Annotated in this window: 17 protein-coding genes; 5 read left to right on the forward strand and 12 right to left on the reverse strand. The window is 61.7% G+C overall.

Annotation, left to right across the window (positions count from 1 at the left end):
- Positions 1-53 precede the first annotated feature (53 nt).
- From E2H86_RS15080 to E2H86_RS15090, 3 genes are all read left to right on the forward strand, one after another.
- Entirely contained in the window at positions 54-1,211 is a 1,158-nt protein-coding gene (locus tag E2H86_RS15080; protein ID WP_133329162.1) for an iron-containing alcohol dehydrogenase, read from the forward strand.
- Positions 1,212-1,255: 44 nt separating this feature from the next.
- Entirely contained in the window at positions 1,256-2,752 is a 1,497-nt protein-coding gene (locus tag E2H86_RS15085; protein ID WP_133329164.1) for a CoA-acylating methylmalonate-semialdehyde dehydrogenase, read from the forward strand.
- Between the two features lie 311 nt (positions 2,753-3,063).
- Positions 3,064-4,698 (forward strand): BCCT family transporter, encoded by a 1,635-nt coding sequence (locus tag E2H86_RS15090; RefSeq protein ID WP_133329166.1) that lies wholly within the window; start codon positions 3,064-3,066, stop codon positions 4,696-4,698.
- A 401-nt stretch (positions 4,699-5,099) separates the two neighbouring features.
- On the opposite strand, the gene E2H86_RS15095 is transcribed toward E2H86_RS15090, so the two are convergent.
- Positions 5,100-7,136 (reverse strand): NADH:flavin oxidoreductase, encoded by a 2,037-nt coding sequence (locus E2H86_RS15095; protein ID WP_133329168.1) that lies wholly within the window; start codon positions 7,134-7,136, stop codon positions 5,100-5,102.
- Between the two features lie 125 nt (positions 7,137-7,261).
- On the opposite strand from E2H86_RS15095, the gene E2H86_RS15100 reads away from it, so the two are divergent.
- Complete coding sequence (locus tag E2H86_RS15100; RefSeq protein ID WP_133329170.1) at positions 7,262-7,909, forward strand: TetR/AcrR family transcriptional regulator; 648 nt, start codon at positions 7,262-7,264, stop codon at positions 7,907-7,909.
- A gap of 5 nt (positions 7,910-7,914) precedes the next feature.
- On the opposite strand, the gene E2H86_RS15105 is transcribed toward E2H86_RS15100, so the two are convergent.
- Genes E2H86_RS15105 through E2H86_RS15115 form a run of 3 tightly spaced genes read right to left on the reverse strand, consistent with a single transcriptional unit; the run spans position 7,915 to position 10,610 of the window.
- Positions 7,915-8,553: a cupin domain-containing protein gene (locus tag E2H86_RS15105; RefSeq protein WP_133329172.1), complete on the reverse strand. Its 639-nt coding sequence runs from the start codon at positions 8,551-8,553 to the stop codon at positions 7,915-7,917.
- A 12-nt stretch (positions 8,554-8,565) separates the two neighbouring features.
- A complete protein-coding gene (locus tag E2H86_RS15110) occupies positions 8,566-9,849 on the reverse strand; it encodes an NAD(P)/FAD-dependent oxidoreductase (RefSeq protein WP_165976077.1) in 1,284 nt (427 codons plus the stop codon).
- Between the two features lie 56 nt (positions 9,850-9,905).
- A complete protein-coding gene (locus tag E2H86_RS15115) occupies positions 9,906-10,610 on the reverse strand; it encodes an HAD-IA family hydrolase (protein WP_133329174.1) in 705 nt (234 codons plus the stop codon).
- A 183-nt stretch (positions 10,611-10,793) separates the two neighbouring features.
- Between E2H86_RS15115 and E2H86_RS15120 the strand changes: the two genes are divergently transcribed.
- Positions 10,794-11,720: a 2-hydroxyacid dehydrogenase gene (locus E2H86_RS15120; protein ID WP_133329176.1), complete on the forward strand. Its 927-nt coding sequence runs from the start codon at positions 10,794-10,796 to the stop codon at positions 11,718-11,720.
- 22 nt (positions 11,721-11,742) lie between these two features.
- On the opposite strand, the gene E2H86_RS15125 is transcribed toward E2H86_RS15120, so the two are convergent.
- From E2H86_RS15125 to E2H86_RS15160, 8 genes are all read right to left on the reverse strand, one after another.
- The gene (locus E2H86_RS15125; protein ID WP_110744305.1) at positions 11,743-12,234 is read right to left on the reverse strand and encodes an Lrp/AsnC family transcriptional regulator; all 492 of its coding nucleotides are present in this window, start codon (positions 12,232-12,234) and stop codon (positions 11,743-11,745) included.
- Between the two features lie 39 nt (positions 12,235-12,273).
- Positions 12,274-12,954, reverse strand: a complete 681-nt coding sequence (locus E2H86_RS15130; protein WP_133329178.1) for a haloacid dehalogenase — start codon at positions 12,952-12,954, stop codon at positions 12,274-12,276.
- 79 nt (positions 12,955-13,033) lie between these two features.
- Entirely contained in the window at positions 13,034-14,326 is a 1,293-nt protein-coding gene (gene gabT, locus E2H86_RS15135; protein WP_133329180.1) for a 4-aminobutyrate--2-oxoglutarate transaminase, read from the reverse strand.
- Between the two features lie 178 nt (positions 14,327-14,504).
- Entirely contained in the window at positions 14,505-15,587 is a 1,083-nt protein-coding gene (locus tag E2H86_RS15140) for an ABC transporter ATP-binding protein (protein WP_133329182.1), read from the reverse strand.
- A 112-nt stretch (positions 15,588-15,699) separates the two neighbouring features.
- A complete protein-coding gene (locus tag E2H86_RS15145; RefSeq protein ID WP_133329184.1) occupies positions 15,700-17,160 on the reverse strand; it encodes an NAD-dependent succinate-semialdehyde dehydrogenase in 1,461 nt (486 codons plus the stop codon).
- A 158-nt stretch (positions 17,161-17,318) separates the two neighbouring features.
- Positions 17,319-18,110: an ABC transporter permease gene (locus E2H86_RS15150; RefSeq protein ID WP_133329186.1), complete on the reverse strand. Its 792-nt coding sequence runs from the start codon at positions 18,108-18,110 to the stop codon at positions 17,319-17,321.
- Between the two features lies 1 nt (position 18,111).
- The gene (locus E2H86_RS15155) at positions 18,112-19,029 is read right to left on the reverse strand and encodes an ABC transporter permease (protein WP_133329188.1); all 918 of its coding nucleotides are present in this window, start codon (positions 19,027-19,029) and stop codon (positions 18,112-18,114) included.
- A 12-nt stretch (positions 19,030-19,041) separates the two neighbouring features.
- Complete coding sequence (locus tag E2H86_RS15160) at positions 19,042-20,097, reverse strand: ABC transporter substrate-binding protein (protein WP_243744062.1); 1,056 nt, start codon at positions 20,095-20,097, stop codon at positions 19,042-19,044.
- Positions 20,098-20,295 lie beyond the last annotated feature (198 nt).

Raw genomic sequence — 20,295 nt, forward strand, 5'->3', positions numbered from 1 at the left:
CGAGCCCAAGGCTGCTCGCGGGCGTGTTCATGCCCAGGAAATGAGATAGAGCCATGACTTACAACAGCATCCTCCCACGTATCCTGCAAACCGGTGCCGGCGCTAGCCAGCAAATTCATCAGGTACTGGCCAGCCTCGGCTGCCATAAGCCACTCATCATCACCGACCGAATGATGGTCGAATTGGGTTATGCAGGGCGGATCAGTGCAGTACTGGCAGAGCAGGGCATAACCGTCGACGTTTTCTCCGATACCGTACCCGAGCCGACAGTCGCCTCGATTCAAGCTGGCGTGTCTGCCGCCAGGGAAGGTGGGTACGACAGCATCATCGCCCTGGGTGGCGGGAGCCCGATCGACAGCGCCAAAGCGATTGGCATTCTGGCCAAGTTCGGCGGTGTCATGCGTGATTACAAGTTCCCGCGCAATGTGACTGAAATGGGCTTGCCGATCATCGCCATCCCGACGACTGCGGGTACCGGCTCGGAAGTGACCCGTTTCACCATCATCACCGATGAGTCGACCGACGAGAAAATGCTGTGCGTCGGGGCGGGGTTCATGCCTGTCGCTGCACTGGTCGACTATGAACTGACGCTCTCGTTGCCACCTCGCGTGACAGCGGACACTGGTATCGATGCCCTGACCCACGCGATCGAGGCGTACGTCAGCAAGAAAGCCAACCTGTTCAGTGACGCCCAGGCACTGGCCGCCATGCGCCTGATCGGGCCAAACCTTCGCAAGGTCTATCACGATGGTGCCGACCGTGCCGCGCGGGAGGCTGTCATGCTCGGGTCGACCCTGGCAGGCCTGGCTTTCTCGGCGGCCTCCGTTGCCCTGGTGCATGGCATGAGCCGTCCCATCGGTGCCGCATTCCATGTGCCGCATGGCCTGTCCAACGCAATGCTGCTGCCCGAAGTGACGGCCTTTTCCATTCCCGCTGCACGTGACCGCTACGCAGATTGCGCGCGAGCCATGGGTGTCGCCACGCAAAGCGATACTGACCAATCCGCGGTGGAAAAACTGCTCGAAGAGTTGGTTGCGATCAACGAGGAGCTGAATGTCCCCACCCCAGCCCAGTTCGGAATCGACCGCGAAAAATTCTTCGAGCTGATGCCTACCATGGCCGCCCAGGCGCTGGCTTCCGGGTCTCCAGGCAACAACCCTCGAGTGCCGACCGAAGCCGAGATGGTCGAGCTTTACAGAAGCCTTTGGTAATTCAACACCAACGCATACCTGAATAACAAAAAGTGGAGTTTCACATGAATACTGTCGGTCATCTGATCAACGGCGAAGTCGTTGTCGAATCCAAGCGCACCCAGGATGTCTTCAACCCCGCCACCGGCCAAGTGGCTCGCCAAGTCGCCCTGGCCTCGAACCAGACCGTGGAGCACGCCATTGCGACTGCCGAGGCGGCTTTCCCCGCCTGGCGTGATACGCCGCCCATCAAGCGGGCGCGCATCATGTTCCGTTTCAAAGAGCTCCTGGAGCAGAACGCCGATGCGATCTGCAAGCTGATTGGAGAAGAGCATGGGAAGATCTCCCATGACGCTGCAGGCGAACTGCAACGTGGCATCGAGAACGTCGAGTACGCCTGCGGGATCGCCGAGCTTCTCAAGGGCGAACACAGCAAGAATGTCGGGCCTAACATCGATGCCTGGAGCGAGTTCCAGCCGCTGGGTGTAGTGGCTGGCATCACCCCGTTCAACTTCCCTGTGATGGTACCGCTGTGGATGGTTCCCGTGGCCATCGCTGCGGGCAACTGCTTCATTCTCAAGCCCTCCGAGCGCGACCCGAGTTCCACTTTGTTCATCGCTCAACTGCTGCAGGAAGCGGGCTTGCCCAAGGGCGTGCTGAACGTGGTGAACGGGGACAAGGAAGCGGTCGACATCCTGCTGCGCGACTCGCGTATTCAAGCGGTCAGTTTCGTGGGCTCGACGCCGGTTGCCGAGTACATCTACGCCACCGCCACTGCCCACGGCAAGCGTTGCCAGGCACTGGGTGGGGCGAAGAACCACGCGATCGTCATGCCAGACGCCGATATCGACAATGCGGTGAACCAACTGCTGGGCGCTGCATTCGGTTCGTCGGGTGAGCGCTGCATGGCGTTGTCGGTGGCCGTGGCGGTCGGGGACGCGGCAGCCGATGCGTTGATCGGCAAAATGAAAGAAGCCATGAAGAATCTGAAGGTCGGGGCCTACACCGACAGTAAGAACGACTTCGGCCCGGTGATCACCCGCCAGCATCAGCAGAAAGTGGTTGGCTACATCAACAGTGCCGAAGAGCAGGGCGCCACCGTGGTCGTCGATGGTCGTGAGCCAAGCGTCGCAGGCTACGAGGGAGGTTTCTTCGTGGGCGGCACGTTGATCGATCACGTCACCCCGGACATGCAGAGCTACAAAGAAGAGATCTTTGGCCCGGTTCTGCAAGTCGTGCGGGTCAACAGCATGCAGGAAGCCATGGCGTTGATCGACAAGCACGAGTATGGCAACGGCACCTGCATCTTTACCCGCGATGGCGAGGCGGCGCGCTATTTCTCCGACAACATCAAAGTGGGCATGGTCGGCATCAACGTTCCCCTGCCAGTGCCGGTCGCCTACCACAGCTTCGGTGGGTGGAAGCGCTCGCTGTTCGGTGATCTGCATGCTTACGGCCCCGATGGCGTGCGCTTCTACACCCGACGTAAGACCGTCACCCAGCGCTGGCCGTCATCAGGCGTTCGCGAAGGCGTCGAGTTCTCCATGCCGACGATGAAGTAACGAAGGGACAGGATGTGTGCCTGACTGCCGCCAGGCACACATTGCAGTGCCTGGCGGCTGACGCTCAGTCGTGCTGCCTGGGTTGTCACGTGCGATGTGAGGTCGGTTTGGCTGTGTCGCTGAAATAATAATTAAATAAAATTAGAGGCGAATATGAATAATAAGCACAATATATGTTCGAGAAAGGCCGGCGGCCTTTCGTTACTCCAATGGACTAGATCGGTTAGAGCAGGGACTTGGATTCGTGCTTGACCTATTTGTATTCAACAGATGTTCGATGTTGAGTCGACGGTTCTGAGGAGATATGCCAAATGAGTCACTTGAAAGAAGGTGCCGCGCTGGATGGTCGGGTATTTTGGCCATCGATTGCAGTGATACTCGGTGTTACGGTTCCGCTGATCGCATTTCCCGACGCGGGGAATGCAGTGATCAATCAGATGTTCGCCTTTGCCACCGGCAAGTTTGGTTGGCTCTATCTGCTTTCCGGCCTGATGACCGTCGTGTTCCTGTTGTGGATGGCGTTCGGGCGTTACGGAAACATCCGCCTGGGGCGCAAGAGTGATACCCCAGAGTTTTCCTATTTCAGCTGGGTCGCCATGATTTTCTGTGGCGGTATCGGCATCGCCATTGTCAACTGGGCCTGGGTCGAGCCGATCTATTACTTCAATGGGCCTCCATTGAATGTGGCTGCACACAGCCGTGAAGCGGCAGAGTGGGCATTGACCTATGGGCAGTTCCACTGGGGCCTGACGCCGTGGGCATTCTACTGCTTGCCGGCTCTGCCCATTGCATACTCGATGTATGTGCGCCGACAGCCTGGGGTGAGATTATCGGTGGCGGCGCGTGGCGTCCTGGGAGAGAAGTCCAATGGGTGGCTCGGTCTCACCCTCGATACGGTGGTGGTCTTCGGGATTGTCGGTGGCGTAGGCACGTCCCTTGGCCTGGCCGTTCCCCTTGTCTCCACCTTGGCCGGCGATATCTTCGGAATACAGCAGTCCTTCGTATTCGATATGTGTGTGCTGGCCCTGTGGACATTGATGTTCGGCATGAGCGTCTGGTTCGGGCTGAGCAAAGGGATAAAGATACTCAGCGATATCAACGTCTATCTGGCCTTTGCGCTGCTTTTGTTCGCTGCGGCTGTCGGTCCGACCTTGGTGCTCATCAATGGCTGGGCAAACAGCCTGGGGCTGATGCTCAATAATTTCGTCCACATGAGCCTGTGGACCGACCCCGTTGCAAAAGGTACGTTTCCCCAGGACTGGACGATTTTCTATTGGGCCTGGTGGATCGCCTATGCGCCCATGATGGGGTTGTTCGTGGCTCGTATTTCCCGCGGACGGACGATCAAAGAGCTCATATTGGCTGAGCTGGTCTGGGGCAGCCTGGGTTGCTGGGTGTTCTTCGCGGTCTGGGGTGGCTACTCGCTTGACCTTCAGTTGTCCGGCGCGTTGGATGTCAATGCTATCTTGTCAGCACAAGGCATTCCGGCTGCGGTACTTGCCATCTTGAAAACCATGCCGTTCTCTACGCTGGTGATCGGCGCATTCGTTCTGCTCTGCTTCGTGTTTCTGGCGACCACGCTTGATTCGGCAGCCTATGTGCTGGCGTCAGTCACGTCGAAGGAACTGAGCGGCTATGAGGAGCCGCAACGCTGGTTGCGGATCGTATGGGCGCTGTTGCTCGCGGTCATCGGTATCGGCCTGCTCAAAGTCGGTGGGCTGAAAGCGGTGCAAACATCGACCATCGTCGTCGCTCTGCCTTTGATACCTGTGCTTGGCGTGCTGGCGTGGTCACTCCTTCGCATGATTCGTTCAGACCTCAAGCATGAACTAGGTGCCAGAGAAATCGTTCTAGAGGATGCGGTCACATTGGCCCTTACACCGGAGCCCGAGGCACCACATGCTGCTCAGGTTGCCTTGGCCACGAATCCGGAATCCAGGTATTGAGGAAGTTTCGGTGGTGTCTGGTGGGTTGCCAGGTGACATAAGAAAAACGCCCCCTGTGGGGTAATGGCAGTCAGTTAAGCCAGTTGGGGCTGCTTCGCAGCCCTTCGCGGGTAAACCCGCACAGGAATTGCGCCGGCCTTGATTCGAGCGTAGAACCTGTGGGAGCGGGATTACCCGCGAAGGGCCGCAACGCGGCCCCAATAGATGAGCATGAGACCTTAACTGACTGGCATTACCCTATGGGGCGTTTTTTATTGATTCAAGCATAAGGTTTTAGTTGTCCCAATCACGCAGTTGAAATCCCGGGCTGCCACTGGCTGACCAGGTGCTGTACGAGATCACCCAGGGCACGCTATCGAGTACCGGCCGGGCCCTGGGTTTCTCGCGATGTCATTAAGCGCCTAGAGGTCCTTGACCAGTCGCAGGGCATCGTAAATAGCGGCGTGGGTGTTGCGCGACGCCACGGCATCGCCAATGCGGAACAACTGGAAGCGCCCTTGGGGGTTGCTGGCCATGGTTTGTGGCGTGCCGACGATCAGGTCCCTGTACTCCACGGCGCCTTCGTTGCTGGCCAGGGGTTTGAGGTCGAAGTACAGCTCGTCCAGCGGCCGGGTACCGTGGTTGACCACTACCTGATCCACCAGGCGTGTTCTGGTCAGTGCGCTGTAATCGGTGCCGATCGTGGCCAGCAATTGGTCGCCTTGTCGTTCCACCGCCTTGAGCCGGTAAGTGACGGTAAAGGTGGTGTCGAGTTGCTGCAACGAGCGCATGTACGGAACCAGGTTCATGCCCATGACTTCAGGCGCGAACGAGCGGTCGGGAGTCATGATTTCGGTCCTGGCGCCGCTGCGGGCGATGAATTCGGCGGCTTGCAGGCCCGCGTGGTCGCCCGCATCGTCGTAAACCAGCACATTGCGCCCAGGCTTCACGTCGCCGGAGATGATGTCCCAGCTTGATACCAGGAACTGATTGCCTTGCTCCAGCACCTCGGTGTGCGCCATCCCTCCGGTGGCCACGATCACCACGTCGGGGCCCTCATCGAGAATGATCGCGGTGTCGGCCCAGGTATTGAAGTGAAAGGTCACGCCAAGGCGCTCGCATTGCGCCATGCGCCAATCGATGATGCTGATCATCTCCTTGCGCCGCTCGGACTGCGCGGTCAGGCGAATCTGTCCGCCGGGCTTGTCTGCCAACTCGTACACCACCACCTCGTGGCCGCGCTCTGCTGCCACGCGTGCCGCTTCCAGGCCTCCGGGGCCTGCACCGACAATCACGAATTTGCGCTTCTGGGTAGCCTTGGGTATTTCATGAGGCATGGTGGTTTCGCGCCCGGTCGCGGCGTTGTGGATGCAGTAGGCCGCGCCGCCGTTGTAGATACGGTCCAGGCAATAGTTGGCGCCGACGCAAGGGCGGATATCGTCTTCGCGACCTTCGATGATCTTGCGCACGATATGGGGGTCGGTCATGTGCGCGCGGGTCATCCCGACCATGTCCACCAACCCCGAGGCAATGGCATGGCGCGCCGTGGCCACGTCGGGGATCTTCGCGGCATGGAAGGTCGGGAAGCCGGTCAGCGCCTTGATCTCGCCGGCAAAGTCCAGGTGCGGGGCATTGCGCATGCCCTGGACCGGAATGACGTCAGTCAGCCCGGCGTCGGTGGCGATATTACCGCGAATCACATTCAGGAAGTCGATCATGCCGCTGTCTTTGAGCCGTTGGGAGATCTGCAGGCCTTCCTCTTTGGTCAGTCCGCCGGTCAGGATTTCGTCCCCGGTGTAGCGAATGCCGACGATGAATTCTGCGCCCACGCGCTGGCGAATGGCGGTGAGCACATCGAACGTGAAGCGCAGACGGTTATCCAGCGAGCCGCCATATGGCCCTTCCAGTTCGTTGGTCAGGGGTGACCAGAACTGATCCATCAGATGGCCGTAGGCTTGCAGCTCGATGCCGTCCAGGCCGGCGGCTTTCATGCGTTCGGCGGCATCGGCGTAGTCGCGGATGATGCGCTCGATGTCCCAGGGTTCGAGTTGCTTGGGAAAGGCGCGGTGGGCGGGTTCCTGATTGTGCGAGGGTGACACCACCGGTAACCAGTCGCCCTTGTCCCAGCGTGTCCGCCGGCCCAGGTGAGTGAGCTGGATCATCACCGCTGCGCCGTGTTCGTGGCACTCGTCGGTGAGGTCCTTGAGCCATCCGACCACTTCGTCCTTGTACGCCAGAATGTTGTTGAACACAGGTGGGCTGTCACGGGAGATCGCCGCCGAGCCTGCGGTCATGGTCATGGCTACCCCGGCTTTTGCCCGCTCGACGTGGTAGGCACGGTAGAGCTTCTTCGGCATCCCGTCTTCCGGGTAAGCCGGTTCGTGCGACGTGGTGATGATGCGGTTGCGCAAGGTCAGATGCTTGAGGCGATAAGGCTGAAGTAGCGGATCGTTTTTCATATCGGTCTCGCAAACAGGTCATCAGGCTTGGCCGACAATAGGCTGGCTGTACACCAGTGTCAACATTATTGACACTGGTGTACAATCGACCACCAACAGCGCATCTGAACAGGGAAGCATCACCCATGAAAGCGACCACCAAAATGGCGGAGCCGACCGGCCGAAGCTCGTTGGAAGGGTGGCTCGATGCGGCCTACGAAAGCCTGACGGAGTCAGGTGTAGAGGCCGTGCGAGTCATGCCGCTGGCGAAAAAACTGAATGTGTCGCGCACCAGCTTCTACTGGTTCTTCGAAGACCGCGATGCCTTGCTCGGCGCCCTGATCGAACGCTGGAAAGGCAAGAACACCTTCAACCTCATTGCCCAATCCGAGGCTTATGCCGAGTCCATCACCGAGGCGATACTCAACGTTTTCGATTGCTGGCTGAACAGCGAGTTGTTCGACTCGCAGTTCGAGTTCGCCATGCGCAGTTGGGCGCTGCAGTCCGCTGAAGTGGCGCAGGAAATCAGCCAGGCCGACGCCCAACGGGTCGAGGCGCTGCGGCAGATGTTCGAGCGTTTCGGTTTTGACCAGGATGCTGCGGTTACCCGTGCACGTTCGATCTATCTCACGCAAATCGGCTATATCAGCATGAAGACCCAGGAGACGCTGAGCGAGCGCATGCGCTACATCCCCGAGTACCTGAGAATCTTCACGGGCAGGGAGCCCGAAGCCCGTGAGTTGCAGCGCTTCTGTCAACGCAACGGTTTCAGCAGTGCGGATCTGGACGGCTGACCGCCTCAGCCCAAGATGCAATAGACCTTGCGCACTGGCACGTCACTGGCCCAGGCATTGGTAGCGCCAGCAGGCACTACCAGGGTTTCGCCAGCAGCGACCGTGTGCGCACCACCGCTTTTTTCGGTCAGCGTGAGCTGGCCTGCGATGATGTGCATCAACTCGCTGTACTTCGGTTCGACTTGCCGCCGTTCATAGGGCTCGCATGCCCACACCCCGATACGCAGTGCGCCCTGCTCGAAGCCACTCTGGCTCCAGGCGCGCGGCGCGGGACCGAGCAATACCTCGGCAGCTGGCGGGGGGCAGGGCTGCAATGGCCCGTGCAGGTCGAGTTTGACCGGGTGTTCATGGCTGGGAACCCCCTCCAGGCCTGGAAATCGGATGAACACGCAGCGCAGCGCACCGGTGGGCAGCCAGTTCAAGACCAGCCCGGCGGGCACCACGAAGCAGTCGCCTGGCATGAGTAGCAGCTCGAAACCGTCTGCGCTCAAGCTGAGTTCGCCTGCTTCGAGCACTCCCAGCATGACCGCCTCGAGTGCATCGAACTGGCGTGCTTGGTCACCTGTGATGCAGCCGACTTCATACCCGGGTCCCTCCCAGGCAGCCAACGCATCACCCCGCCGGTAATGGAGAACGTGTGCCATGAAACCTCCTGGTCAACGGCCAATGGCATCGAGAAACTGCTGCCAACCGGCGGCCAGGCGCACGCCCGGCGCGCGGAAGGCGTGCAGTGGAATAGGGTTGAGGCGCTCACCCGCGAGCAGCCGCAAGTCCAGCGGGCGGCCTGCGGTCAGCTCTGCCAGGCGGGCGCCCATGTAGGTCGACATGGCCACGCCGCCGCCGTTGTAGCCAATGGCATAGAAACACCGCTCGTCCAACTGCCCGGCGTGGGGCAGGCCATCGAGGGTCATGTCCACCAGGCCTGACCAGCGATAGGCGATGGCCTGGCCGCGCAGCTGTGGGAATATCTCCACCATGTTGTCCTGCAGCGCCTGGTAGGCGGCGTCGTTGCCGTCCTTGCCGAATGCCCCGCGACCGCCAAAGACCAGCCGATCGCCAATCACCCGGAACCAGCGCAGCATGCGCTTGGTGTCGCCACACACTTGGCCGCCCGGTAGCAGACTGGCCAGCACCGCGGGGGGCAGGGGCTCGGTGGCGATGATGGCACTGCAAAATGGCACGATGCGTCGGTGCAACGGAGCGCTGACGGGGGTGAGGTCGGAGTACGCGTTGGTGGCGTACACCAGCTGCTTGGCGTGGACACGCCCCTGGGGGGTGTCGACGACAATGCCGGCCGGGCTGCTCTGCACGCGTTGGGCCGGGCTGTCGACGAACACCTTCACGCCCCGCTCGGTCAGGTGTCGTGCCATGCCCCGGGCAAAGTTCAAGGGGTGCAGTCCACCTGCTTTTGCGGTCAACATGCCACCGGTGAAGCGTTGCGACCCGGTCATCTGTGCAACTTCCGCGGCGCTCAGCATGACCGAACTACGGCCGCCGGTTTCGCGTTGAATCCACGCGGCTGTCGCTTGCAGGCCTTCCAGCGCCTTGTCGTTGTGAGCCGCGGCCAGATGACCCTTGAGCGTTAGTCGCGCTTCACCCAGGCCGAGGGATTCGACCGTTTCGATCACGCTGTCCACTGCCGCGTAACCGGTGCGATAGAGATGCAGCGCGGTGTCGCGGTCATAGCGCTGCATCACGCTCTGGAAGCTGACGCGGAACTTGGGCGATACCACTCCACCATTGCGTCCGCTGGCACCGGAGGCCAGGCTGTTGGCCTCCAGCACCACCGGTTCACGACCACTGTCGGCGATATGGCGGGCGGCACTGAGGCCCGTGTAGCCGCCACCGATGATCACCACATCGCACTGCCGTTCGCCTTGCAGCGAGGGGAGTGGCACGGCGGGTTCGGCTGTGGCGGCCCAGAGAGACTGGATATTCATGGGGCAATCATCCGCAATGTCTTGGCATTAGGGCCGCAATGCGGCCCCGTTCGACCTCAGCCCAGTTCTTTCTCAACGGCATCGGCCAGTTGTGCCAGCGAGGTGAAGTGGTAATGCGGTTCGGTGCGCTCGGACTCCAGGGTGCCGCCGGTGCCTTTCTGTGCATGGCGGCGCTCGATCCAGCACACTTGATAGCCCAGGCGCTTGGCGACGCCGATGTCGTGGTACTGGCTTTGCGCAACGTGGAGAATCTGCTCGAAGACGATGCCCTGGCTGGCCAGCACACCGCGGGTGTAGGCGAAGAACTGTGGATCGGGTTTTTCGAAGCGCACATCGTCCACGGTGACCCGTACATCGAATGGCTCGCCCAAGGTGCGGGCCATGTGGTTGAGCGCCCAGATGCGCGAGTTGGTGGTCGCGACCAGCTTGAAGTGTTTGCGCAAGCGCTGCAGGGCTTCTACCGAGTCCGGGAAGGCTGGGAAGTTCTCCACCGACAAGGCTAGCCCACGGGCGTACTCGACACTGTCCGGCAGATTCAGCTTGGCGGCGATACGGTGATAGCAGCGTTCCAGGTCGTCAGGCCACCAGCCGGCATCCGACTCGGCGCGGGCTTCGCGATACGCCTTGAGAATCTCGTCATCGCTGTAGGCTTTGGCGGCTTCGGCAACGACGCCACGGATATGGTTGAGGATACCTGCCTCGAAATCGATCAGAGTACCGACGACATCGAAGGTCAAGGCTTTGAAGGGCTTGAAGGACATGGTGCGCTCCGCGAGGGTGGGTGACGGTGTGAACAAAGTATCGGCGTCCCGGCCTGCGCCAATGTTCCGTTTTCACCGCGTGCGGCAGGCATAACCTGCCGTATTTTTCCCCGCTCCCAGGCAAATGTTGCGTGGACCTCTGGCAAGCTGGATCACTCGTCAACAGCCCAGGAGCGCAGCATCATGACCCTGTTGTTCAAAGTCGACCCGGCCCGCGGCGGCGTCTGGAAGGCACTGTTCGCCGAACAGGCCCCGGATATCGAGGTGCGCCTGTGGCCTGATGTGGGCGAAGCTTCGGACGTTCGCTATCTGGCGACGTGGCAGCCGCCCGAAGGCATCGCCGAACGCTTTCCAAACCTCCAGGTGTTGTTCGCCACCTCAGCAGGGGTCGATCAGTTCGAGACTGCTGCTTTGCCCGACAGCGTGCAGGTGGTTCGGATGCTCGACCCTGGAATTGCCCACGGCATCGTCGAGTACGCGACCATGGCCGTGCTGGCCCTGCACCGTGACCTGCCGCTTTACCTGGAGCAGCAGCGCCAGGGCGTCTGGCAGGAGCACCCGATTGTTCCGGCACACCAGCGGCGTGTCGGGGTCATGGGGCTTGGAAACCTGGGGCAGGCGGTCTTGCGTCAGTTGCAAGGGTTTGGATTTGAACTGCAGGGATGGTCACGTTCGCAGAAGCAGATCGAGGGTGTGCGTTGTTTTGCCGGCGATGCGCAGTTGAAGGCATTTTTGGCTGGTTGCGAGATTCTCATCTGTCTATTGCCACTCACCCCGGATACCGCAGGCATTCTCGATGCCCGTCTGCTGGCAGCCTTGCCGCCTGGCGCTTGCCTGGTCAACCTTGGACGCGGCGGTCACCTGGTGGACGACGACCTGCTGGCTGCTTTGCACAGCGGCCAGGTGAGGCGGGCGATCGTCGATGTGCTTGCCAGTGAACCGCCGGGTCGGGGCCATCCGTTGATGGGCCATCCCAATGTCTGGGTGACCCCGCATGTCGGCGCCATGACGCATCCTGAGTCGGCGTTTCGGGTGTTACTGGAGAACTTGCGCAGGCATCAACGGGGCGAGGCGATGGAGGGGGTCGTGCCACGCCAGCGTGGGTACTGAGCCCAGGCTCAGTTACCGCTGCTCATACCGCCCTGACCAGGCTGCGCAGCGGTACGGTGCTCTTGACCACGGGTGATTTGATGACGATGTAGCTGAAGTACTTTTCGATGCCGATCTCCTTCTCCAGTATCGACTCCATCAGCTCCTGATAATGCTGGATGCTGCTGCACAGGAAACGCACGAGGTAGTCGTAGCCGCCACTGATCAGATGACACTCCAGCACCTCGTCGATGTTGCGGATACTCGACTCGAACTTGACGAAGTCCGCACGCTTGTGGTCCTGCAGAGTCACTTCCGTGAACACCGTCACCGAGTTGGCGAACTTGGCCAGGTTCACGTGGGCTTCGTAGCCACTGATGTAACCGGCAGCCTCCAGGCGTTTGACACGCTGCAGGCAGGGGCTGGGGGACAGGCCTACAGCCTCGGCGAGGCTGACGTTGGTCATGCGCCCGTCCTTTTGCAACTGGACAAGAATATTGATGTCGATGCGATCAAGTTTGGTTGCCGCGTCCATCGTTGACTCCTCAGTTGATTCCGGTCCGGTCTGCCTGCTTCAGGCCCGTAGTGCCCACTGATGGGCATGGGCCATGTCGGCAAGGCTTGCGTATTCACAACGTTTGGCATCGAGTGCCGAATGTGTGAGGTTCCAGGGCTGGGTCTGTGCGCGCCGCAGAGTACAAATCGGGAAGTCGACCAGGCTGTTCCACGGGTCGTCCGGTTCGCTGCTGCGAACGGGCAGCATGCCCATCCGTGGTACTTCAATCGCTTGCAGTGCGTGTGCCAAAGCTGGTCGCCAGTCGTCGTCAGCGGGTTCAACGATAGCATCGAAGGTGACCGGCAGGCGCCGGGTCAGGCTGTCGATATCGATGCCGTGGCGTGGAGCGATGAGGACCAGGCGATAGAACTTGCTCAGGTACTGCAAGGCGCCCGGTGCGTCTTCGTAGATCGGCCACTGCGCTGCAGCGCTACCAAAGGCCACACTGGCATCCCAATCTGGAACGATAAGCAATTGCTGCGCCAGGCGTTGATAGAGCTGTCCGTGCAGGGCCGTCGGGCTGCTGACCTGATCGGCCAGTTGCAACGCCAGGTTGCGATAGGCTGCCAGCAACTGCAGGTCGTCGAGCGGACGCGCAGATTGCGCCGCGAGGGGGCGCAGGCCTTCGAGTATGCCCCGTTCGCGGTCAACCAGGGTGGCGTACGACAAGCCCAGTGCCTGGTAATGGGTGATTTTCATGGAAAGTGGCTCCTGTGGTGATTCAGCGGATCCATCCAGGGCTGTGCCAAGGGCCGCATCTGCGGCCCCTGGCGATCACTCAGGCACCGGCGGCATCCAGCGCCTGGCTGAGCATCTGCAAGGCCTCGGCCAGCTGCGCCGGGGTGGTGACCAGTGGCGCCAGGAAACGCACCACGTTGCGGTGCACGCCGCACTTGATGACCAGCAAGCCGGCGTGGCGGGCTTCGTCGATCACACGTTGGGCCAAGGCAGCGTCCGGGCTGTTGGCGGCATCCCCGGCGACCATCTCGATCGCTTGCATGAAGCCCAGGCCGCGCACTTCGCCGATACGTGGGTGCGCCTGTTGCAAGGCCAGTAACCCTTGGTGCAGCTGCTGGGCCAAGGCTTCACCCTGGGCCAGCAGGTCTTGGCTCTCGAACATGTCGAGGACCGCGAGCGCGGCCGCGCAGGCCACGCCGTTGCCGCCGTAGGTGCCGCCCAGTCCACCCGGTGCAGGGGCGTCCATGATCGCTGCACGGCCCACCACACCCGACAGCGGCATGCCGCCGGCCAGGCTCTTGGCAACGGTGACCAGGTCAGGCTGGATGCCGGCATGCTGGAAACCGAACATCTTGCCTGTGCGGCCGAAACCGGCCTGGATCTCGTCAATGATCAACACGATGCCGTGGCGATCGCAGCGTTCGCGCAGCCCTTGCAGAAAGGCTTTGGGTGCGGCAATGAAACCGCCGTCACCTTGCACGGGCTCTATCAGGATGGCCGCCACCCGATCTGGCGCAACGTCTGTGGCGAACAGTTCATCGAGGCGCGCCAGGGCTTCATCGCTGTCGATGCCGCGATAGGGGTTGGGGTAGGTGGCGTGGTAGATCTCGGCCGGGAACGGGCCGAAGTTCTGCTTGTAAGGCTGGCTCATGCCGGTCAAGGTCACGCCCAGCAAGGTGCGGCCATGGAAGCCGCCGGTGAACGAGATGACCGCGGGCCGGTCGGTGTAGCCGCGGGCGATCTTGATGGCGTTCTCGACCGCTTCTGCGCCCGAGGTGAACAACGCCGTCTTGTAGTGCTCACCGTTGCCCACCAGTGCATTGAGGCGCGCAGCGACGGCGATGTAGGGCTCGTAGGCGACGACCTGGAAGCTGGCGTGGGACAGCTGTTGAACCTGATGTTGCACCGCCTCGACCACCTTGGGGTGGTTGTGCCCGGTGTTGAGTACGCCAATGCCGCCAACGAAGTCCAGGTAGCGGCGGCCGTCGACATCCCACAATTCGGCACCGTCGGCACGGGCTGCCACCAGCGGGTGGGCGGTGGCGATGCCGCGGGGCACGTTCTCATCGCGCCAGGCCAGCAGCCGTTGGTTTTCGCTCAGGGGTGGATTCATCGTGATCTCCAGGGCAAGTCAGGGGAGTGGGGTCGGATTTCAGGATAAAGACTGGCCGGGGTGACAAGCGCTGAAGTTCGGTGGGCCGGTGGCGGGATCGGTTGTTTTGCGGGGGTATTGCGAAATATTACGCTGGGCCGTGGTCCTGGCCAGACGGCAAGGACCACGGCATGACCGCTCAGCCCGCCTGGGGCACCACGATGGTGTCCTGTGGGTGCAGGCGCATCCACAGTGGCGCGCCGATCTGCGGCAGGCTCAGGTTACCCTCATGGTGGCTGGGCTGGCGCAGGCTGACCGTCGGCCCGCCATCGAGGTCGACGAATACCTTGAGGCTCTCGCCCTGGAACACGATGTCGGAAACCCGACCGTGCAGGCGGTTCCATTCCGGCCCTGCGGTGCCGTTGTCCAGTAGCAGTTTCTCCGATTGCAGGGCCAGAAACAGCGCGCCGCTGGCCGGTACCTCGCGGCTGGTGCGCAAGGTCGTCGTGCCAAGGCTCAGGCCCGTCGAGCTACGTTGCAGCGGCACCAGCGTGCTTTCCCCGATGAAGCTGGCCACGAAATCGTCGGCCGGGTGATCGTGAAGCCTGCGTGGGGTGTCCACCTGCACCAGCTTGCCGCCGCGCATGATCGCGATACGGTCGCTCATGGTCAGCGCTTCGCGTTGGTCGTGGGTGACGTAGATCATGGTCGCGCCCAAGCGCTTGTGCAGGGCGCGCAGCTCGATCTGCATGGTTTCGCGCAGTTGCTTGTCCAGTGCAGACAGCGGCTCGTCCATCAGGATCAGTTTAGGTTCGAAGACGATTGCCCGGGCCAGGGCTACGCGTTGCCGCTGGCCCCCTGACAGGGCACTGATCGCGCGGTCTTCGTAGCCTGTCAGCTCCACAGTGGCCAAGGCCTTGGCGACCTGCTCGCGGCTGTTGCTGGCGCTGATGCCGCGAGCGCGCAGCGGGAACGCGACGTTCTGGCCCACGGTCATGTGCGGGAACAACGCGTAGTTCTGGAAGACCACTCCGATGTCGCGCTTGTTGGGCGGCATCAAGGTCACGTCACGCTCGCCGAACAGAATGCTGCCCGAACTCACGCGCAAGAAACCGCCGAGGATGCTCAGCAGCGTGGTCTTGCCCGAGCCCGATGGCCCCAGCAACGACATGAACTCCCCGGCTTCGACCTTCAGGTCGACCTGATCGAGGGCCTTGAGGTTGCCATAGTGCTTGCTTACCTGGTGTACGGTGACCGATTCGAAACCATCAGTGAAATGCATCGCAAATTCTCCTGCGCAGGGCAACGGGGCTAGCGGGCTGTGTTCATCTGAGCACAGCCGGCCACCCGGTTCGTGCTGTTTTGCTCCGGTTCAAAAGTCAGATGTGCTGCGCTCAGCCCAAGCCGCCCATGTGCCAGGCTTTGATCTCGAGGAACTCGTCCAGCCCGTACTTGGAGCCCTCGCGGCCGGTCCCCGACTGCTTCATGCCGCCGAAGGGCGCCACTTCCATGGAGATGACCCCGGTGTTGAGGCCGACCATGCCGAACTCCAGGCGCTCGCCCACGCGCCAGGCGCGGCGCATGTCCTGGGTAAAGTAGTAAGCGCCCAGGCCATAGGGCGTGGCGTTGGCGATCTCCAGCGCTTCGGCTTCTTCCGTGAAGCGAAACAGCGGCGCCACGGGGCCGAAGGTTTCTTCGCTGGCCAGCAGCATGTCGGGGCTGGCGTCACGCAGCACGGTCGGCTGCACGAACTGGCCGTCGCCCTCAGGCAGGCCACCGGCGATCACCGATGCGCCCTTGGCCACAGCATCGTCGATGTGCCGGCGCACCTTGTCCACGGCGCCAGCGTTGATCAGCGGGCCGAGGGTGACACCTGGGGTGAAGGCGTCGCCGACCTTGAGTCTGGCCACCTCGGCGCAGAGGCGCTCGGCGAACTGCTCATAAATGCCGTCCTGCACCAGAATGCGGTTGGCACACACGCAGGTTTGCCCGGCATTGCGGAATTTGCTCAGCATCACCCCCTGGATCGCCAGGTCGAGGTCCGCATCGTCGAACACGATGAAGGGCGCATTGCCGCCCAGCTCCAGGCTCAGGCGCTTGAGGGTGGTCGCGCATTGGCTCATCAGCAGTTGGCCGACCTTGGTCGAGCCGGTAAACGACAGCTTGCGCACACTCGGGTTGGCGGTCAGTTCGCTGCCGACGCCCGCCGGCAGCCCGGTCAGTACGTTGAACACGCCGGCTGGAATGCCCACGCGTTCGGCCAGTACCGCTAGCGCCAGGGCCGAGAGCGGGGTCAGCTCCGACGGTTTGACCACGATGCTGCAACCCGCCGCCAAGGCCGGAGCGCATTTGCGCGTGATCATGGCGTTGGGGAAATTCCACGGAGTGATGGCGGCCACCACGCCGACCGGCTGCTTGAGCACCAGGATGCGCCGGTCGCGGGTGGGGGCGGGGATCGTATCGCCATAGATGCGCCGGGCTTCCTCGGCAAACCATTTGACGAAGCTGGCGCCATAGCCGATTTCGCCTTTGGCCTCGGTCAGTGGCTTGCCTTGTTCGGCACTCATGATCACTGCCAAATCGTCCTGGTTGGCCAGGATTGCCTGGTACCAGTCTTCCAGCACACGGGCCCGCTCGGCGGGTGGTACTTCGCGCCAGGCCTGGAAGCTGGCTTCGGCGGCGGCGATGGCGCGGCGGGTTTCGCTGGCGCCAAGGGCCGGTACATGGGCCAGGGTCTGGCCATTGGCGGGGTTGATGACGGCCAGGGTGGCGCCATCGTCGGCGTCGATCCATACACCATTGGCGTAGGATTTCTCCACCAGCAGGGACGGGTCGCGTAATTGGGCTTTCAACATGGGGTTACCTGTAGCGTGGTTGCCGTTATGGGCAAAGTGTAAGAAGCCGCGGCCAGCGCCCGATGCCAAGTTGGCCCGGGCGGGCAGCCAGAGATGCCGAATTGAGCGGGGTGACAGCAGGACCTGCCGCAGCGCTTCGAAGCGAAGCGGCAGGGGCTTCAGGCCTGTTTGTTGCGCCCGGCGATGACCACCAGCAGCAGCGAGGCGAGGATCAGCATTGAGCTGATGGCCGCGATGGTCGGGTCGATCTCGTCACGCAGTGCCGTGAACATGCGTTTGGTGAGGGTCTGGTTGTCGCCACCGGAGATGAACAGCGCCACCACGGTTTCATCCAGCGAGGTGATGAAGGCGAACAACGTTGCCGACACTACGCTCGGCTTGATCTGTGGCAGTGTCACCGCCATGAATGCGCGAAAGCGGTTCATGCCGAGGCTGCGCGCCACCATCTCCTGGGACATGTCGAAATTGCGCAGCCCTGCCAGCAAGGCGATGATCACGTAGGGCAGTGCCAACATGATGTGCGCCAGCACCAGGCCGATCAGCGAGCTGACCAGCCCGACCCGGGCGTAAACGAAGAACACCCCAGCCGCGATCAGGATGATCGGCACCATCATCGGCAACAGCAGAATGATCTGCAGCGTGCGGATGATCTTGAGCGTCGAGTTGTTGATCGCATAGGCCGCCGCCATGCCCACCGGTAGCGAGATCAGGGTCGTGGCCAGGGCTGTGATCAGACTGACCTTGGCGGCGCTCATCCACTCGATGCTCTGGAAGAATGCCGCATACCAGTTAAGCGACCATTCCTTGGGCGGAAATTGCAGGAAGCGGGCTTCGGAGAACGACATCGGCACCACGATCAGCACCGGCACGATCAGGTAGGCGAGGATCATCGCCACCAGCAGCCCGAACACAAGGTTCGAGATGCGCAGGTTGGAGAACAAGGCTTTCATGTCAGCGCGCTCCCAGAACACGTTCGATCGGGATGAAGCGGTTGATGCCCCAGAAAATCAGGAACACCACCAGCAACAGCACCAGTCCTACGGCACTGGCAGCGCCCCAGGCGTGGTACAGCTCGACATTACGTTGCACCAGCATCGACACCAGGATGGTGCGCCCGCCACCGAGCAACTCGGGGGTAATGAAGAAGCCCAGGCAGATCACGAACACCAGGATCGAACCTGCCATGACCCCGGGGGCGGCCATGGGCAGGAACACGCGGCGGAACGAATAGAACGGCGAAGCGCCGAGGCTGCTGGAAGCTTGCAGCAGGTCCTGGGGGATCTTGCGCATCACCGCGTACAACGGCAGCACCATGAACGGCAACATCACATGCAAGGTGCCGATCACGGTGCCGGTGGTGTTGTGCATCAGGTTCAGCGGCTTGTCGATCAGGCCCAGGTCGAGCAAGGTCTGGTTGACCAGACCGCGCCGCTGCAGCAGTACCAGCCAGGCGTAGGAGCGCACCAGTACGCTGGTCCAGAAGGGAATGATCACGCAGACCAGAATCAAGTTGCCCCACAGCCCCTGCAAGCGCGCCGCGGCATAGGCGATGGGGAAGCCCAGCAGGATCGACAGCACAGTGACGATCAGGCTGATCTTGAAGGTCAGCGCGAAGGTGTCCCAGTAGATGCGCTCTTCGAAGATCCGCAAATAGTTGGCCAGGGTGAAGCCGTCGTCACCCTGTACCGACTGCAAGGCCAGCCAGCCCAATGGCAGGATCAACAACACCGCCACCATCAGCAATGCCGGCAGCAGCAAAAGCAGCATGCTCGCGTGCTCCTTGCGCTCTTCACGCTGCAAGGCCTCGGGTGTGGTCATGGGGGCTGGGCTGGAGTCCGGCATCGATCGTGCGAGATAAGCCTGTGTCATATCGGCCTCCGGTCACTGCTTCTGCACGAATGACAACCAACGCTCTTCGGCCTTGACTCCGGCGTCCGACGCCCACCACTGGGCCGAGAGCAGGGCCTGGCGCTGCATGTTGCCAGGTGAGGAAGGTAATTGCTCGGCTCGCTTGGCTGGGATGACACCGGCCTCGAAGGCTTTCGGGTTCAGTGGGCCGTAGTCGATGATCATCGGCAAGGCGGCCTGCAAGCGCGCATCGATCAGCTCGTTGACGAACTTCATCGCGGCATCGCGATGCTTGCTGCCTTTGAGTACGCACAACGAATTGGTTTCGAGGATGCCCTGGTCGTAGTTGAATGCAACCGGTGCGCCGTCGGCTTGCACGGCGCTGATGCGGCCGTTCCAGGCTTGGATCATGTCGACTTCACCGTCGCTGATCAGTTGTGCCGATTGCCCGCCGGAGGTCCACCAGGTGGCGATGTGCGGTTTGATCTGCTCGAGCTTCTTGAAGGCGCGGTCGACGTCCAGCGGGTATAGCTGGTCGGGCGCCACCCCATCGGCCAGCAGGGCGATCTCCAGGGTCGGGCGTGGCAGGTTGCGCAGCGAGCGTTCACCCGGATACTTGTCGGTGTTCCAGAAGTCGGCCCAGGATTTCGGTGCGCTGGCCTGGTCGAAGGCGTCGGTGCGGTAGGCCAGCACGGTGGAATAGCTGATATAGCCGACGCTGTAGTCGTCCTTGAGCGGTGCCGGCAGTTGCGCGGCATTGGGAATCAGGGCGAGATCGAGCTTCTCGAACAGACCTTCTTGTTCACCGCGGATGCAGTCGCCGGTGGGAAGGTCGACCACGTCCCAACTCACGTTGCCACTCTGCACCTGGGTCTTGATGATGGGATAGGCCTTGGGCGAGCTGTCCTGTTTCAGGGTCAGGCCCAGTTTCTTGGCGGCTGGCTCCAGGATCGCCTTGCTTTGCGCTTCCTGGTAGGCGCCGCCTTGGGAGACGAAAGTGATCGACTCTCCCGCCTGGGCAAGCGATGCGCTGCCGATGAGCACGGCGAGGGTGGAAAGCTGCAGGGTGCGTAGCGTGGATATTGTCATGTGCAAAACTCCCATTCGGATGTGGGCAGGTGCAGGAGGCGAGCAGGGGCGGTCTTGTCGGGCCGCTGGATGGATGACCCCTCGGTCTAATGTACCGGCAGGGCCCAGGCGCAAGGGCGCACAAATGGGCGCTGGGAAAGTGCTTTATTGCAAAAACCGAGGGGTTGACGGCATATCCTGCGCAGAGGGCTCAGGTAT

Origin of the sequence: Pseudomonas putida, assembly GCF_004357765.1 — a bacterium.
Taxonomy (GTDB): domain Bacteria; phylum Pseudomonadota; class Gammaproteobacteria; order Pseudomonadales; family Pseudomonadaceae; genus Aquipseudomonas; species Aquipseudomonas putida_U.

Excerpts from the sequence above, each read along its gene's own strand:
- E2H86_RS15125 (WP_110744305.1), bottom strand. The coding sequence starts at position 12,234 with ATGGACGCGGCAACCAAACTTGATCGCATCGACATCAATATTCTTGTC.
- E2H86_RS15100 (WP_133329170.1), top strand. The coding sequence starts at position 7,262 with ATGAAAGCGACCACCAAAATGGCGGAGCCGACCGGCCGAAGCTCGTTG.
- E2H86_RS15115 (WP_133329174.1), bottom strand. The coding sequence starts at position 10,610 with ATGTCCTTCAAGCCCTTCAAAGCCTTGACCTTCGATGTCGTCGGTACT.
- E2H86_RS15085 (WP_133329164.1), top strand. The coding sequence starts at position 1,256 with ATGAATACTGTCGGTCATCTGATCAACGGCGAAGTCGTTGTCGAATCC.
- E2H86_RS15145 (WP_133329184.1), bottom strand. The coding sequence starts at position 17,160 with ATGTTGAAAGCCCAATTACGCGACCCGTCCCTGCTGGTGGAGAAATCC.
- gabT (WP_133329180.1), bottom strand. The coding sequence starts at position 14,326 with ATGAATCCACCCCTGAGCGAAAACCAACGGCTGCTGGCCTGGCGCGAT.
- E2H86_RS15105 (WP_133329172.1), bottom strand. The coding sequence starts at position 8,553 with ATGGCACACGTTCTCCATTACCGGCGGGGTGATGCGTTGGCTGCCTGG.
- E2H86_RS15150 (WP_133329186.1), bottom strand. The coding sequence starts at position 18,110 with ATGAAAGCCTTGTTCTCCAACCTGCGCATCTCGAACCTTGTGTTCGGG.
- E2H86_RS15155 (WP_133329188.1), bottom strand. The coding sequence starts at position 19,029 with ATGACACAGGCTTATCTCGCACGATCGATGCCGGACTCCAGCCCAGCC.
- E2H86_RS15160 (WP_243744062.1), bottom strand. The coding sequence starts at position 20,097 with ATGACAATATCCACGCTACGCACCCTGCAGCTTTCCACCCTCGCCGTG.
- E2H86_RS15110 (WP_165976077.1), bottom strand. The coding sequence starts at position 9,849 with ATGAATATCCAGTCTCTCTGGGCCGCCACAGCCGAACCCGCCGTGCCA.
- E2H86_RS15130 (WP_133329178.1), bottom strand. The coding sequence starts at position 12,954 with ATGAAAATCACCCATTACCAGGCACTGGGCTTGTCGTACGCCACCCTG.
- E2H86_RS15095 (WP_133329168.1), bottom strand. The coding sequence starts at position 7,136 with ATGAAAAACGATCCGCTACTTCAGCCTTATCGCCTCAAGCATCTGACC.
- E2H86_RS15090 (WP_133329166.1), top strand. The coding sequence starts at position 3,064 with ATGAGTCACTTGAAAGAAGGTGCCGCGCTGGATGGTCGGGTATTTTGG.
- E2H86_RS15080 (WP_133329162.1), top strand. The coding sequence starts at position 54 with ATGACTTACAACAGCATCCTCCCACGTATCCTGCAAACCGGTGCCGGC.
- E2H86_RS15120 (WP_133329176.1), top strand. The coding sequence starts at position 10,794 with ATGACCCTGTTGTTCAAAGTCGACCCGGCCCGCGGCGGCGTCTGGAAG.
- E2H86_RS15140 (WP_133329182.1), bottom strand. The coding sequence starts at position 15,587 with ATGCATTTCACTGATGGTTTCGAATCGGTCACCGTACACCAGGTAAGC.